Source organism: Sphingomonas zeae (assembly GCF_014197135.1).
GTDB classification, from domain to species: domain Bacteria; phylum Pseudomonadota; class Alphaproteobacteria; order Sphingomonadales; family Sphingomonadaceae; genus Sphingomonas; species Sphingomonas zeae.
On sequence record NZ_JACIFA010000011.1, the window covers coordinates 25136 to 40285 of the forward strand.

The 15150-nt window shown below is 67.8% G+C and carries 9 protein-coding genes; 4 read left to right on the forward strand and 5 right to left on the reverse strand.

What is annotated here, in order from left to right:
• Positions 1–3: 3 nt before the first annotated feature.
• Positions 4–1014, reverse strand: a complete 1011-nt coding sequence (locus tag GGR45_RS14965) for a glycosyltransferase family 2 protein (protein ID WP_183988993.1) — start codon at positions 1012–1014, stop codon at positions 4–6.
• A gap of 319 nt (positions 1015–1333) precedes the next feature.
• Positions 1334–2245, reverse strand: a complete 912-nt coding sequence (locus GGR45_RS14970; protein WP_175312666.1) for a hydrogen peroxide-inducible genes activator — start codon at positions 2243–2245, stop codon at positions 1334–1336.
• A 185-nt stretch (positions 2246–2430) separates the two neighbouring features.
• Here GGR45_RS14970 and GGR45_RS14975 point away from each other — a divergent pair, with 185 nt between their 5' ends.
• From GGR45_RS14975 to GGR45_RS14985, 3 genes are read left to right on the forward strand one after another with little or no spacing between them, the layout of a single operon-like run.
• Complete coding sequence (locus tag GGR45_RS14975) at positions 2431–4110, forward strand: ATP-binding cassette domain-containing protein (RefSeq protein WP_175312665.1); 1680 nt, start codon at positions 2431–2433, stop codon at positions 4108–4110.
• Positions 4100–5176 (forward strand): efflux RND transporter periplasmic adaptor subunit, encoded by a 1077-nt coding sequence (locus GGR45_RS14980; RefSeq protein WP_175312664.1) that lies wholly within the window; start codon positions 4100–4102, stop codon positions 5174–5176. Before GGR45_RS14975 ends, GGR45_RS14980 begins: the two co-directional genes overlap by 11 nt.
• The gene (locus GGR45_RS14985) at positions 5173–6633 is read left to right on the forward strand and encodes a TolC family protein (protein ID WP_175312663.1); all 1461 of its coding nucleotides are present in this window, start codon (positions 5173–5175) and stop codon (positions 6631–6633) included. Before GGR45_RS14980 ends, GGR45_RS14985 begins: the two co-directional genes overlap by 4 nt.
• Positions 6634–6684: 51 nt before the next feature.
• On the opposite strand, the gene GGR45_RS14990 is transcribed toward GGR45_RS14985, so the two are convergent.
• Positions 6685–9192, reverse strand: a complete 2508-nt coding sequence (locus tag GGR45_RS14990; RefSeq protein WP_246358248.1) for a putative bifunctional diguanylate cyclase/phosphodiesterase — start codon at positions 9190–9192, stop codon at positions 6685–6687.
• A gap of 275 nt (positions 9193–9467) precedes the next feature.
• Between GGR45_RS14990 and GGR45_RS14995 the strand changes: the two genes are divergently transcribed.
• Positions 9468–10331 carry an alpha/beta hydrolase gene (locus GGR45_RS14995; RefSeq protein WP_175312662.1) on the forward strand — a complete coding sequence of 288 codons (864 nt, stop codon included), beginning with the start codon at positions 9468–9470 and terminating at the stop codon, positions 10329–10331.
• 13 nt (positions 10332–10344) lie between these two features.
• Here the strand turns inward: GGR45_RS14995 and GGR45_RS15000 are convergent, their stop codons facing one another.
• Together GGR45_RS15000 and cas3 are read right to left on the reverse strand one after the other, a co-directional pair.
• Positions 10345–12531 carry a hypothetical protein gene (locus GGR45_RS15000; protein ID WP_246358249.1) on the reverse strand — a complete coding sequence of 729 codons (2187 nt, stop codon included), beginning with the start codon at positions 12529–12531 and terminating at the stop codon, positions 10345–10347.
• 92 nt (positions 12532–12623) lie between these two features.
• The gene (cas3, locus tag GGR45_RS15005; protein WP_175312661.1) at positions 12624–15146 is read right to left on the reverse strand and encodes a CRISPR-associated helicase Cas3'; all 2523 of its coding nucleotides are present in this window, start codon (positions 15144–15146) and stop codon (positions 12624–12626) included.
• Between the last annotated feature and the right edge of the window lie 4 nt (positions 15147–15150).

The window sequence follows — 15150 nt, forward strand, 5'->3', positions numbered from 1 at the left end:
CCGTCATGCCGCGATCTCGCACCTTTGGCTTTCCAACTCGGTCAGAATGTCTTCCGCCTCCGACAGCGATACCATGCGGGCGTGCACGGGAGATGCCGGCACGACCCGCATCGCAAACGCTTCGGCATTGGGGCAGTCGCGCGCAACCCCCAATATGTGATCCGCGGTAAGGCCAAGCCGCTCGCCCAGCCCGACGCGCACATCGACCCGGTCGATCATGCCGAAGCCATGCCGGGCCTCCGCCTGGGCTCGCCACTGCCAGGCCGCGCCACGCGGATCGGCCATGCGCGGCAACTCGCCATGATCCATGGCGCGTAACAGTCCCGCCAGTCCCCCTGCAACCCGACCCTCGCGACGAGACGAGGTTTCCACCACCATCGCCGCATCGCGACGGACCCGCAGCCCGCCGCGCCCCGCATCATCGAGCAGCCGGGCATCTTCCCCGGACGGAAGCGGCATGAAGCCGCCGACGGCGCGATAAGCGGACGCCCATACCGCCATATTCGCGCCGCCGCCGAAATGATGGGTCTCCCGCGCTTCCCACGGCACCGGGTCGAGCACGCGGCGGTATCGGTGAAGCCGATCATAATAATGCTCGATACGGCATTGCTGTGGCGCGTCGCTGGCATGGACGCGCGTAATGCGGCCCGCGACGACCTCCGCCTCCCGAAGGGCCTTGCTCCCCGCCATTAGCCAATCGCGACGCGGCTGGCTGTCGGCATCGGTCGTGAACAGCAATCCTTCGCCCCCGGCCAGACGTTCCAGGCCCATCGCCAGCGCCGCTCGCCGCGCGGCGCCTGCATTGGGCGCCGCGTCGCGCCCGCCCCGCGCCACAGTCAGACGAAAGGGCAAGGCCGGGGCCAGAGCATCGAGCAGGTCGGCACTGCCATCGCGGCAGTCATCCAGAAAAAGGCACACGTCCAAGCCGTCCCGATCGGCGAACAGGGCCGCTATCGCCGCGAGCAGGCCCGGCAGCATCGCCTCCTCGTTTCGCGCAGGGACGCAAATGACCATGGGCACGTCAGCGAACAGGTCCGTTCTCCCAATACCGGCCGCCTTGATCCGACGGCCGGGGCCGTCCGAACCGGACGACTGATCCCGATCATTAGCCTAGGTCTACGCCAACTCGGCAAGGGATGACTTGATGGATATCAAGCATTTATCCCGAAGGCCAATGCTGAACCATTGGGCCGCTATGCGCAGCGCGGGGCTTCCCTCGCTGCGGGCTGCTGGCCTCAGGACGGATCGTCGTCAGAGGTCGGCCAATTCCGCGAGGACCGGACGCATTCGGATGCCATCTTGTTCCGGGCCGTTTGCGATCAACCGATCCTGTCTAGCTCTGCCCCGCCAGCAACCCGCGCGCGCAGCTTTGCACATGATCGGCGATCAGCTTGAACGCCGCGCTCATCGGAGACTGGCGGCGCCAGGCAATGGCGATCGATCGATGGGCACGCCAGCCCTGGACGGGCAGGATCTTCAGGCCCGCGGCCCCGCCCACCTCCGATCGCAGATACAGGCTGGGCAGTAGCGTGAGGCCCAGTCCACTGGCGACCATCTGGTGCAAGCTGTCCAGACTGGTACCGTAATAATCCGGCGCGATCGTCATGCCATAATGGTCGGCGACCTCGGCGGCCTGGCGTGCGAGGTGGTGGCGCGGGTCGAGCGTCAGTAGCGGGCTGCCGATCAGGTCCTTCCGCGTCGCCTCGGTGGCGGCATCGATCGGATGGTCGAGCGCGGCAACCAGATGCAACGGTTCGCGGAACAGCGGCTCGATCGTCAGGTCGTCGCCGGCCATGGGCAGCGGCCCGAGCACGACATCGATGTCGCCGCGCGATAGTTCCCTCACCTGTTCGTCCGGGATGCCCTCGCGCACATGCAGGCGCAGACGCGGGGCCATGCGGTGGAGCTCGGCGATGATCGGCGACAACAGATACGGCCCGAGCGTCGGCGTCGTCGCCAGCTTGAGCGTGCCGGTCAGGCTGTCGGACGAGCCCGCCGCCAGTGCGACGATGTCGCTCGCATCGCTCAACATGCGGCGCGCGGTCGCGACGATACTACGCCCCACCGGCGTCAATATCGCGCCCGCCACGCCACGCTCCAGCAGCTTGGTGCCCAGACGCTCTTCCAGCGCGCGAATCTGCTGGCTGAGCGTCGGCTGCGAAACATTGGCCGCCCGGGCCGCGAGCACGAACGACCCGGTGTCCGCAATCGTGACCAGATATTCGAGCTGACGCAGCGTGGGCATAACGCCCTATAGCCGCTGGCTATGGCGCGGACATCACAATTCCAATTGGCCTTGGTTATGGCACGCCGTTAACTCCATTTTACACGGATTAGGCCGAAACAGACCTATGACGAGGGGGCGTTTGGGCGTCGGCGGTCTTTCCCTGCCAGTTCCGGCTCGACCAGGGTATAGCAAAGGGGCGTATTGTGGCGGCGCAGCGACTAGGATTTCGGGATGCGGTGGGCTGGCTGTCGCAGATCATAGGCCCTGATGCGGCCTATATCCGCCTCGGCATCGTCTATACCATCGCGATCAGCCTGTTGGCCCTGGCGACGCCGATTTCGGTGCAGCTGCTCATCAACAGCGTTGCCAACACCGCCATGCCCGCCCCGCTCTGGGCGCTGTCCGGCGTTCTGCTGCTGCTGCTGCTGCTGGTCGCGGGCCTCAGCGCGCTTCGGGTCTGGATCATGGCGGCGTTCGAGCGTCGCCTGTTCTCGCGCGTAGTGGCCGAGGTCACGGTGCGCGCGGTGCACGCGCAGGACCCCTTTTTCGCCGACGGCAATCGCGGCGACTTGTTCAATCGCTATTTCGACCTGGTGGTCGTCCAGAAGTCGGTGCCCAGCCTGGTCATCGGCGCCTTCACGATCGTTCTTCAGGCGGTGATCGGGCTGACCATCACCAGTTTCTACCATCCCGTCTTCCTCGCCTTCAACGTCGTGTTGGTGGCGGCGTTGCTGCTGGTCTGGATGTTGTGGCGACGTGGCGCGATCAGCGGTGCCGTGGCGCTCAGCCATGCCAAGCACAATGCCGCCCGCTGGCTGGAAAGCGTCGGCGGGTCGAACGGCTTTTACAAGTCGATCCGCCATCTCGACTTCGCCATGGCCCGATCGGAGGCGATGACCGCCACCTATGTTGATACGCATCGCCGCTATTTCCGTTATCAGTTCGCGCAGACGGTCGCGTTCCTGCTGATCTACGCCTTTGCCAGCGCCGGGCTGTTGCTGCTGGGCGGCATGTTGATCCTGCGCGGACAATTGTCGCTCGGGCAATTGGTCGCGGCGGAGTTGATCCTGTCGGGCGTGTTCTATGGCATCTCGCAGTTCGGCTGGTATCTCGACACCTTCTACGATCTGGTCGCCAGTTCCGAGGAGTTGTCGCTGCTCTTCGCCATCCCGCAGGAGCCGACGGTGCGCGGTGACAATGGCCCACGCGACGGTTCGGTCAAACTGACCGACGTGGCATTCGGCGATGCGCGCTACACCCTGGCCCTCGCCGCCGGGGAACAGCTCGTCACCGTGGCTGAGCCGGGGGCAGAGCGGCGCCTGGCCATGCTGCTGAAACGGCATACCCTGCCCGATCGCGGCCTGATCCGCATCGGCAATGCCGATCTGGGCTCATTCGACATGTATCACCTCCGCTCGGACGTGACCGTGCTCGACCGCTCTACGATCGTGGAGGTCACGATCCGCGAATATCTCCGTCTCGCCTCGGGCGAACTGGCCGAAAACGCGATGGAGGCGCTGGCACTGGTCGGACTGGAACGCCGCCTGGCCAGCCTGCCGCAAGGGCTCGACACCCCGCTGGGGTCGACCGGCTATCCGCTCAGCGTCGGCGAGACCATGGCGCTCAAGCTCGCCAATGCCCTGCTCGTACGGCCCAAGCTGTTGCTGCTCGGCCAGCTATACGACCTGTTGCCGCCCCACCGACTGCGGGCGGCGCTGCGTCTGCTGAAAGACCATGGCACGACCGTGCTGTTGTGCACTGGCCGCCCCGAGGACATGGAACTGGACGGTTATCTCTATCTGGGCCTGACCGAACAGCGTCGTTTCGACCGGCTTGCCGACCTCGAGACCGCCTACAGCCGGGAGGACGCGCATGTCGCCTGACCATCTCGCGCATTTCCGCACCCTTGCCTCGCTACGCCCGCCCCGGGTCACGCTCGCCATCGCCTGGATCCTGACGATCGGCATAGCGGCGGTCGCGTTCATCCTGTTCTGTGTGCCGTGGTTACAGACCGCGCAGGGGCGTGGACAGGTCGTCTCGCTCGATCCGCAGGACCGCGCCCAGGATGTGACGGCGTTAGTGCCCGGCCAGGTCGAGCGCTGGTACGTGCATGACGGCCAGCATGTGAACCGCGGCGACCCGATCGCGCGCATCGTCGACCTCGATCCCAACCTGTTGTCGCGCCTCGCCGCCGAGCGCGCGCAGGTACAAGCCGAGATCGCGTCAGTCCGCCAGTCGCAGGCCGTCGCCCAGCTCGACGTCAACCGCACCCGTCAGCTGTTTTCCGAAGGGCTGGCCTCGCGGCGCGATTACGAACAGGCACAGATCAAGGTCGCGGACTCCGGCGCCAAGCTGGCGGAATCGCGTGCCAAGCTGAACCGGATCGAGGTGCAGCTGAACCGCCAGTCGGCGCAGCTCGTTCGGGCGCCGCGCGCTGGCCGTATCCAGAATCTCAATGCGGCGGCGGGGGGAGCCTATGTGTCGGCGGGGACCGCGCTGGCGGTCGTCGCGCCCGAGCAGGTCGAGCGTGCGGTGGAGCTGATGATCGACGGCCGCGACGTGCCTTTGCTGCGCCCGGGTCGTCCGGTACGGCTGGAGTTCGAGGGCTGGCCCGCGATCCAGTTCAGCGGCTGGCCATCGGTCGCCTATGGCTTTTTCGACGGTCGCGTCCGCACGATCGACCCCAATGCCAATACGCAAGGGCTGTTCCGCATTCTGGTCGAGCCGGCGCCTGGCAAGCCCGCCTGGCCCGACCGCCGCTTCGTCCGCCTGGGCGGCAAGGTACAGGGCTGGGTGCAGGGCGAAACGGTGACAGTCGGCTATGAACTTTGGCGCCAGCTCAACGACTTCCCGCTGGAGTTCGGCCAGACCGCCAGCGACAAGCAAGGCGAGAAGGACGGCAAGGACGACGACAAGAAGGTCGCGGCCAAGGCGGGCAAGCCGAAATGATACGGTCGCTGCTCCTCATATCCGCGCTGGTCATCGCCCCCGCTCTGGCCGCGCCCGCCACGGCCCAGCGTATCCAGGCGAACCCGACGCCGCCCCCCGCGACCGTGCCCGGCTCGGCGCCGCTGACCCTGGGCGAAGTGTTGCGCGCCTCCGCCCGCGCCGCTCCGCAGATCGTCGAGGCGCTGGCCAAGATACGCTCCGCCGAGGGACGCGCCCTCACCGCCAGCGGCGCCTTCGATACGGTGTTCGAGGCCGACGGGCGGTCGCGCGCGCTGGGCTATTACGACGGCACCGTCGCCTCCGCGAGCGCGACCCGCCCGCTGACCGACAATGGCGGTTACGTCTATGGCGGCTACCGCGTCAGCCGCGGCAACTTTCCGATCTACGAGGACCAGAACTACACCAACCGCCTGGGTGAGGTGAAGGTCGGCGCGCTGTATTCGCTGCTGCGCGACCGATTGGTGGACGAACGCCGCACGCGGCGCACGCTGGCCTCGGGCGATATCGACATTGCACAGTTCGAGCGGGAAGCGGTGGCGATTGGGGTGCAGCGGCGCGCGATCGACGCCTATCAGAACTGGGTCGCCGCCGGCTTGCGCCTGCGCGCCTATCGCGATCTGCTGGACCTGTCGCAAAACCGGCGTGGCGGCCTCGCCCGGCAGGTCGAACTCGGCGCGCGGCCGGACATATTGCTCGCGGAGAACGACCAGAATCTCGTCCGGCGCCGTGCTTTGGTCGTGCGGGCCGAGGGGGATTTCCAGGCGGCGGCCAATGCCCTGTCGCTCTATTATCGCGATGCCGCAGGGGAGCCGGTGCTGGTCGGTCCGGAGCGCCTTCCCCGCGACGCCGAGGCCTTGTCCGGCGTGACCGTCGCGGCGCGCCAGGATTTCCAGCAGCGTCGTCCCGATTTGCAGGTGCTGCTGGCGCGGATCGACCAGGGTTCTGCGCGTCTGGCGCTGGCGCAGAACGAACTCCGTCCGCGGCTCGACCTGCGGGGTGAGATGGGCAAGGATGTCGGCCCGATCGGTCTGGGCGGCGCCAGTCGCACGCCGCTGGAAGCGGCGGTGGGCTTCCGCTTTTCCATGCCGCTTCAGAACCGTGCAGCAAAGGGGCGGATCGTCGAGGCCCAGGCGGAAATGGACGCGCTGGCGGCGCGAAGCCGCTTCCTGCGCGACCAGATCGCCATCGAGGTGGAAGGCATCACCATCGGTGTCGATGCCGCCGAAAAGCTGGCCGCGATCGCAGAGCAGGAGCGCGAGCTGGCCGAACGGCTCGCCGCCGCCGAGCGCAGGCGGTTCGAACTGGGGTCGAGCGACTTCTTTCTGGTCAACCAGCGCGAGGAAACGGCGAACGACGCGCGCGTGCGGCTGATCGACGCCCAGGCACGGATTGCGGCGGCTCGCGCCGAACTGGCGGCCGCCACCGCCGATCGCGCGGCCCTGGGCTTGGAGCTTTAAAGTCCGATCCACCTGTGTGGAAGCGGCACCGGCCCACGGCCCCGGCCGACGCTATGCCCGATCCATCACCCGGTCGGCGTCGGCGATGGTCGCGAGTGCGACCGGGTGGCCATAGCGATAGCCTTGCCCAAACCGACATCCCAGCTGCCGCAGACGTTCGGCCTGCCATTGGGTCTCGATGCCCTCGGCGATCACCAGCTTGCCGAGCCCCGCGCCCAGCCCGATGATCGCGCCGACGATGGGCAACGTCCCGCCATCGGTTTCGTCCAGCCCGGCGACGAAGGACTGATCGATCTTGATCCGGTCCACCGGCAGATCGCGCAGATGGACGAGCGAAGCATAGCCGGTGCCGAAGTCATCGAGCGCGATGCAAACGCCCGCCTCGTGCAGCGTGCGCAGGCTGGCCAGGATGCTGTCCGCCGCCCGGTCGAGCATCACGCCCTCGGTCACTTCGACGCACAACCGCGCGGGGGCAATGCCGTGATGGGCCAGCCGATCGAGCACGAGCCGTGCCGAGCGAGGCCCGGCCAGTTGCGCCGAGGTGAAGTTGACGCACACCACGCCCAGCGCCTCGCCCCCCTCGTTGAGCGCGGCCAGCGCCAATTCGAGGACATGTTCCTGGATGCGCAGGCCGATCCGCTCCGCGACCAGCACATCGGCGAAGCGATCCGGGGTCATCAGCCCATGAACCGGGTGGTTCCAGCGGAGCAGCACCTCATGTCCGCATACCATCTCGGTCTCCAGCGACACGATGGGCTGCAAGTACAGCATGAAATCGCCGCGTTCCAACGCCTGCTCGGCCTCGCCGGCAAAGGCCATCTGGAGGTCGCGCAGGCCGCTTTGCAGCGGATCGTAGCGCACATAGCGTCCGCGCCCCACTCGCTTTGCGGTATAGAGCGCCAGATCGGCATTATGGTAGAGCAGGTCCAGCGCCTGCGCATCGTCGGGGTAGCGCGCCGACCCGATGCTGAGCGACAGGGTTCGAGTACGGTCGCGCGGATGCCATAGCTCGCCCTGAACGCTGGCGATCTGTTCCGCCAGCATGGTCTCGACATGCACGGACCCGGGGCAGAGGATCGCAAACTCGTCACCGCCGATCCGCGACACCCGCACATCGGCCATCGCGCGGACGATCCCGTCCAGCGCCGATCCGACATGGCATAGCAGCATGTCGCCGCTGGCATGGCCCAGCCGGTCGTTCACGTCCTTCAGATGATCGACGTCGATCAGGAACAGGCTGAACGGCATGGCCGCGCTCATCAGGGCGTTCGCCTGCTGCTGAAAGGCGGCGCGGTTGCCCAGGCCGGTCAGGAAGTCGGTCTGCGCCGCCAGCCGCAGCGTCTTGGTCTCGGCCAGATCGATCTCACGACGTTGGCGCGCCTGATCGAGTTCGAGCCTGATCCGCCGAAACCGATCGGCGATCGCCAGCGACAGGACCAGCGCCTCGAAGGCGAGCGCCACGAAGGTCCCCATGTCCACCACGTCGCTCTGCGCCATGAAGCCCAGATTGCGGGCCAACCGCAGGACGAACAGGGCGATGACCGGGCTCCAGCCGATCATGTAGAACCAGATGACGCGGCTGCCCCGCCGTGCCGCGACCGCGCAGGACCAGGCGACCAGCACCGAGGTCGCGGCGATGTCGTAATTGAGGAGCCGATCGGTCGGCACCGGGGGCAGCCAGATATCGGCGGCGGCCGCCACGCCCAGCACCGCACCCCCGATCGCCAGCCCATGTCCCGCCTTGGCCAGGCCGGGTGGCAATACTCCGTCCTCGATCACCGAGAAGAAGAACATGTTGCCCGCCGCGACCATCAGGCCGACGAGCACGAATTCGATCCGCACCGCGATCGGCCCGACCAGTCCCGGTACGACCAGCGCCGCCGTGTTGGTCCATATCAGGCCGTACACCAGCGCGACCGAGACCCAGAGGAGATACCAGCGTTGAAAGGCGGGACGCCGCCCGGCATGGATGACGAGGTTATAGAGAAGCGCCGACAGCAGCGTTCCCGCGAACAGGCCGGCGAGCACCAGCCAACCGACATCCGCACCGTTCATCCCGCTGCCCGGTCGGGCGACGACCTTCCGCATCAGCGACAGGTCGTCGATGTGGCGGAACCCGATATATAGCCCGCGTATATCGTGCCCCGGCGGCGCGACCACGAATTTCAGCAACCCGCCGGGTGTCCAGTGTTCCTTCAGTTCGGCATAGGAGAGCGAATGCCGTGTCGTGCGGTTGCGACCGACGATCAGCACGCCGATCCGGTCGAAACGCGTCTGGTCGATCAGCAGGTCCCAGCTGGCGGGCAAAGCTCCCAGCTGCGACGCATCGAGGCGGAGCCACAGCCAGTCCGGTCCGCGCGTCGGCGCCTCCGCCCCGCAGCGATAGGGCGCATCGACGATCCGGGCGTCGCTGGTGTCATCGGGCAGCGTGGCGCTGCAGGCCGATCGATGCAGATCGACGGGCGCGGCCGACGCCGTTCCCGACATCAGCCCGGCAAGGACCAGCATCCATGCGAGGCCCCACCCCCTGATGTCCCCTAGCAGCTTCGCGGCATTCATGCCGGCCCGTCCTCGATCTGGTTTGATGTGACAGAATAAGACGGCCGATCCCGCAGAGCCCCCGCTCCCCGCCGCTTCCCGACCGCGCCACTGCCCGGTTTTTCGCATCTGCGTCAATCTCCATATGTCAGACCTTTGAAAGTGCTACGTCTTTTCCTGACCACCGGGATTTGCGGGCGCCGCTTGCCGTGGGAAACCGACTGCGCAGGCCCTTTCGCGGGTGGCAGCGCAGCTCGTCTCTGGCGGTCTGCGCGTGCTTTGGGCATGGGGGGCGCATGACGTTGTTCCATCGGATTGCCCGGTCGCTTCCCGCCTCGCTTTCATTGCTATTTGCGGCCTGTTCGCCGCTGACCGCCTTCGACCGTCTGGTGCCGAAGGATGGCGGTGGCAGGCGGGTCGCCAGGACGCTGGCCTATGGGCCGGATGCGCGGCAGACGCTCGACATCTATGTGCCTCGCGCCGCCGGGTCCGGCGCGCGGCCCGTCGTCATCTTCTTCTATGGCGGCAGCTGGAACAGCGGCACGCGGACCGGCTACGCCTTTGTGGGGCGGGCACTGGCGGCGCAGGGTTTCACGGTGGTGATCCCGGATTACCGGCTCGTCCCCGCCATTCGCTATCCCGCCTTTGTCGAGGATGGCGCCGCAGCGGTGCGCTGGACCCGCGCACATATCGCCCGGTACGGCGGTGATCCCAGCCGGCTGGTGCTGATGGGCCATTCGGCGGGAGCCTATATCGCCGCGATGCTGGCGGTCGACGACCGCTGGCTGGGACGGGATCGACAGGCGGTGCGGGGGCTGGTCGGCTTGGCCGGGCCTTATGACTTTGCGCCCTTCGACGTGGATGTCAGCCGCGCGGCATTCGGGACATGGCCGCGCCCGATGGAAACCCAGCCCGTCCATTGGGCGGGCGCAGGCGACCCACCCGCGCTGCTGCTGGTCGGCGGCGAGGACAAGACGGTCCTTCCGCGCAACAGCGAGGCGCTGGCGGCCCGCCTACGAGAGGGCGGCGTACCCGTGACGCTACGCTCCTACCCCAAGCTGAGCCATGTCGGGCTGATCCTGTCGGTCGCCCGCCCCTTTCGCGGCCGCGCGCCGGTGGTGGCCGATGTCGCCAGCTTCGTGCGGCAGGTGACGCGCTAACGAGCGTCCGGGATCAGCCAGGTCTCCGCGACCTGCTTGCCGCGACCGCTGCCGCCCATGCGGACGGGCGGGTCCAGGCCAGGTCGAGCGTGCCATGCGCCGTCGCCTCGCGCGGGATGGCGATCGTAACCTGCATCGGGTTGGCGGTACGGACAAAATGGTCCTGCAACACGATCGTCCCGTTCGCGACCAGCCGCATGGGCAGGGTATAATCCTCGCCCGCATAGGTAATGGTCAGGCTATAGCCCCGGCGCGGGTCGAGCCCGTCATAATGCAGGCGTAGCGGGCTGTCATAGAGCGTCTCGGCATAGTCCAGTTCGCCCGGCCACCAGCCGTCTGCCGCCGTCCGATCGGCGATCCCGTCTATCGCGGTGGTGAAGAACTGTGGATCGGCGAGAAAGCCGGTCCCACGCACCAGATGCGGCTCGGCATCCGGGCGGCCCAGATCGTCATAGAGCGCGCCCTCGGCCCGGCGACGGCGGTCGGGGATCGGCCAGCCCTTGGCCATCTGCGCCTCCATCCAGGCGCGGCCGGTCAGGTCGACATCGGCGCGGTCGAGATTGGCCCCCCGCTCGATATTCGACGCGCCATAGCGCTTCACGCTGAGTTGCAGCCGCGCCCTTAGCCATAGCCGTTCCGCCAGGGCGTTGAGCCGATCAAGCAATGCGGTGACCTCCGGCCCGTCGCCTCGCGCCAGGATCGCTCGTGCCCGTTCGCGATCAGGCGCGGCCAGAGCCGCCGCTCGCCGGGCACGGGCCGCGATGGCGCGGCGGCGAACCAGCGCGTCATAGACGGCGCGATACCGCAATGCGTCGATCCGCCAGTCGGCAAAGGTGGCGGGGCGGATGCGATCGGCGAGGCGCAGCGTGGCGTCGATCCTCGTATTGGCCGCAGGGTCTCCGACCCAATTCGCCTCCAGTGCCGCCGGGAGTGCGGCGGCACGGGGATCGCCGATAAAGACACGGGCATAATCGCGCGCGAAGGCTTGGGGACCGGTATGCGGGTCCCAGCCCATCCGGAACCAGAGGAACTGGTTGAAGTCGTCATTCACCCCCTCGGAATAGGTGATGAAGCCGGCGGTCAGCGGCGCGAAGTGCGTAAAGATGTGCTGATAGGCGGCCGGGCGCGGATTGATCGGCTCGCGCCCCTCGGTCAGCGCGAATTCGGGCCACCAGCGCGGCACGGGGAATTGCGCGTGCATGGTATGCGCAATGTCGGGATAGAGGATCAGCGGATAGCGTGCCGGTATCCGCGCCCGCTCGATCGATAGAGGATCGCGGGTCTGCGGGCCGACGAATATGCCGGTCAGCCAATCGGGCTGCTTCTCCAGCTCACGGTAAAACGCCTCAAACCCCGCCGCATCGAACCCTTGCGACGAGATATAGACGGGCGCTTTCGGACTGCGCGCACGAAGCAAAGCCGCCTGCTGCGCCACCAGCGGGAACAGCTGGCCGGGCGCGGTGTGGCCGGGATCGCCGCCCGGCACATAGAGTGCGTCGACATGGGGAAGGTCGGCGAGCACCTTCCAGAAAGCTGCGACCTCCGCTGCTACCGCGCCCGGCTTTTCATAGTTGCCCAGCTCGGGATAATAGAGCGCCACGTCCAGCCCCAGCCGATGGGTGATCGCCGAGATGCCCGCCAGCGTTTCGCGCGGGGGCGCGGGGAACAGCGGCCCGGTCGCATCGTCGTCCGATACAGGCGCGATAATCTGCACGCCGCTGGCACCCCAGAGCGCGAAATCCTCGATCCGCCGCTGAAACATGGGCAGCGTCCACGCATCATAACTGTTGTTCTTCGGCCGATAGCCGATCTGGGTCAGGCGCGTCGCATAAGCCGGCCTCTCGTCGACCGGACCACTGATGACGAGCCGTGCGGTCCCATTCACGACGTCGAGATGGCGAAGGACCCAGCCGGCGCCATAGACCAGCCCTCTCGTCGCTTCGGCCGTGACGACCGTGACCGGCCCTACCCGCTGGACCTCAAAGCCTTCGCGGCCGAGCCCGGCTGGCCGACGCCACCGACGGCGCAACTCGACAGGCAACGCCTCAGCCACCACGTCCGGCGGGGCGACCAGCACCCGGACATCGCCGCATCGTGCGACCCGCTCCGCGATACGGCGATTCAGCAGGTCGGCCGCCACCTCGCCCCCTGCTCCGGGCGTCACGCAGGATGCCGCCAATGCTGCTACCGTGACGATCATATGTTTATCCGAGCGGCTGGAGCGGTGGGATTGGCTTCACCCCGCCCCTATGCCCGCTGTGCGACGCTGTCGATACCGCCAAAATCCCGCCTTCAGCCCCCGTCCGGTCGCAGGCCCCATTGGTCGTAACGATAGTCCCGCCCGCCGAAGCGGAAGCGCTGGTCGTCCAGCCGCTCGACGGGCGTACCGGGCGCGACATGCCGGGCCATCCAGCCCGGCAGCGCGATGCGGGTGATCTCTCGGCCGAACGGCCCGGCCAGCGGCGGGTCCAGATCGAGCAGTAGGTCGCGCGCGCCTAACCGGGTGGTGACTTCGCCCATGTCGTCGGGAAAGACCAGCTGGTTGAAGGGAAGCGACAGGTCCAGCGCGGCGCCGCTCGCGCGCTGGCCGTCCGCGACGACGCCGCCTGCCAGCATGTTGCCATGATTGATCCATACCGCCCCGCCCTCACGCTGGATCGGATCCAGCGCTTCGGGATGCAGAGCACGTTCGACCAGCAGGCGGTTGTCGCGCGGGATGGCGATATCGGCCCGCGCCTCCAGCAAGCGCAACGTCGCCTCCAGATGCAGCAGATTTGGATAGACATGGCCCAGCCCGTGACGATCACGGCGGCGGCCGTCGAGCCATGGCGTCAGGTCACGCTCTGCCGGTCGGAGGAGCAACACCCGCGCCTGGTCGAACGCGCCCCGGTCATCGCGTCGGTGGCGATGCAGCCGTCCGATCCGCTGAAGCAGCACGTCCATCGGCGCCAGGTCGGTAATCAGGAAATCGGCGTCGATGTCGAGAGACTGTTCCAGCGTCTGGGTGCCGACCAGCACCCGACCGCCAGCGGTTCGCGTCTTGCCGAACGCCTTTTCGACCGCTTCATCCAACCGCTTCCGGTCGGTCGCGGCGAAGCGGCCATGGTGCAGGGTCGCCGCATCCTCCACCCGAAAGGCGAGGTCCGGCGCCAGCTCCGCCACCGCCTGCGCCACCGCGACCGCTCCGGCCACGCTGTTGCGCACGACCAGCACCGCCGCCCCGGCGCGCGCCGCCGCGACAGCCCGTGCGGCGATCGCATCGGGGTCGGCAATCAGGCCCGCCGTCTTGATGGCGACGGCCTTCTGGGCGCCACCCGACGCCCTCGCCGGGCGCGGGGGCGAGCCGATCCCGGAAAGCGCGGGATAGGGCACCGCCTCCGCCTCGGCGAGCGACGCGACCGGCGCTTTCAGCAATTTTGCGCGTGCCTCTGCCCCCAGCGTCGCCGACAATAACAGCGCGTGGCCGCCGACCGCGACATGCTGTTCCAGCAACCGTTCGAGCAGCCCGGTCATATAGGCGTCCGAGGCATGAACCTCGTCAACCACCAGCAGGCTGCGCGCCAGGGCAGAGGCGCGAAAAAAGGCGTGCTTGACCGGAAGAGCCGCGAGCAAGGCCTGATCGATCGTCCCGACCGCGACCCGCGCCGCGAGGAAGCGGTTGGCCCGCTCCGCCGCCCAGCGCGCGTCCTCCGCCCCGCCCGGCTCGCCGCGATCCCAGCGGACCGCATAACCCGGCAGCGCCTGTCCCTCCGCGTCGCCCGCGCGCAGATAGCCGGGCACCGCGAGCACGGCGGGCGGCGCGTCATCGCCCCAGAGTTTCTTTACGGCCTTGTTGACCCGCGCATGAAGCTGCACCGCCGCCGAGCGGGTCGGCAGCGCGAAGAACAGGCCGTCGACCTCGCCACGCCGCCGCATCTCGACCCAGCGCCACAGCGCCGCCTCGGTCTTGCCCGACCCCGTCTCCGCCTCGATCAGCGCGACCAATCCACGGTCGGGGGCGGCGGCGTCTGTTTGAAAGGCATAGGGTGCGTTGCCGAACAGCGCCTCGAACGGGGCGGGCGGGGTGTCGAGGGGCGTGAAACCGCGCATCACCGCCCCCTCCCGCGCCTGCGCCTCGCGCCAGGCATCGCGGGCCGCGCCATGCGGTCCCTCCACGGGGAAGCGCTGTGTATCCGACCCCAGCCAGTCGGCCAGCGTCACCAGTCCCGCGAACAAGGCGACAAAGCGCGGGGCGTCGGGCAGCTTCGGCCCCGCCGCCCAGGCGAGCGGCCAGCGGGTGCGCAGGGCCTCGACCAGGCGGACGACCACCAGGGTGGGGTCGTCGCCACCCTGCGGCAGCCAATGGGCGACGTGGCGGGTCCAGCTGTCGGTATGCTTCCCCGCTTCCGCATGGAATTCGGCCAGCGGCCTGCCGTGATGCGCCATGACGGCGGCAAGATGCTGGTCCGCGCCCCAGCCCAGGATCACCTCGAACAGCGTCTTGGCGGCTGAGCCCTGCCGCAGGGCGGAGTGGCGCAACAGCGCGGCTACCGGGCCGGTATGGCCGACCAGTTGCTTCACCGCCGGATCGATCCGCGCCTGAAAGCCGCGATTGGCCTTGCCCACATCGTGGAGCGCGGCCAGCACGATCAGCCGGGCGATGTCCTGCGGCGTCAGCGACCGCCCCGCTGCGGCTTCCAGACTATGCAGCCAGACGGGCAGAACTGCCTCCAAAGCGGCTCCGACATCCAGACAATGATCGAGCAGCGGCAAGATCGCCGCCAACGTCCCATCTTCATGTCGGGTCAGTTTCGCCCAAGTCTCGGCGCCGCTCATCACC

Coding starts and splice junctions, on each gene's coding strand:
- GGR45_RS14965 (WP_183988993.1), bottom strand. CDS start 1,014: ATGGTCATTTGCGTCCCTGCGCGAAACGAGGAGGCGATGCTGCCGGGC.
- GGR45_RS14970 (WP_175312666.1), bottom strand. CDS start 2,245: ATGCCCACGCTGCGTCAGCTCGAATATCTGGTCACGATTGCGGACACC.
- GGR45_RS14980 (WP_175312664.1), top strand. CDS start 4,100: ATGTCGCCTGACCATCTCGCGCATTTCCGCACCCTTGCCTCGCTACGC.
- GGR45_RS14985 (WP_175312663.1), top strand. CDS start 5,173: ATGATACGGTCGCTGCTCCTCATATCCGCGCTGGTCATCGCCCCCGCT.
- GGR45_RS14990 (WP_246358248.1), bottom strand. CDS start 9,192: ATGAATGCCGCGAAGCTGCTAGGGGACATCAGGGGGTGGGGCCTCGCA.
- GGR45_RS14995 (WP_175312662.1), top strand. CDS start 9,468: ATGACGTTGTTCCATCGGATTGCCCGGTCGCTTCCCGCCTCGCTTTCA.
- GGR45_RS15000 (WP_246358249.1), bottom strand. CDS start 12,531: ATGATCGTCACGGTAGCAGCATTGGCGGCATCCTGCGTGACGCCCGGA.
- cas3 (WP_175312661.1), bottom strand. CDS start 15,146: ATGAGCGGCGCCGAGACTTGGGCGAAACTGACCCGACATGAAGATGGG.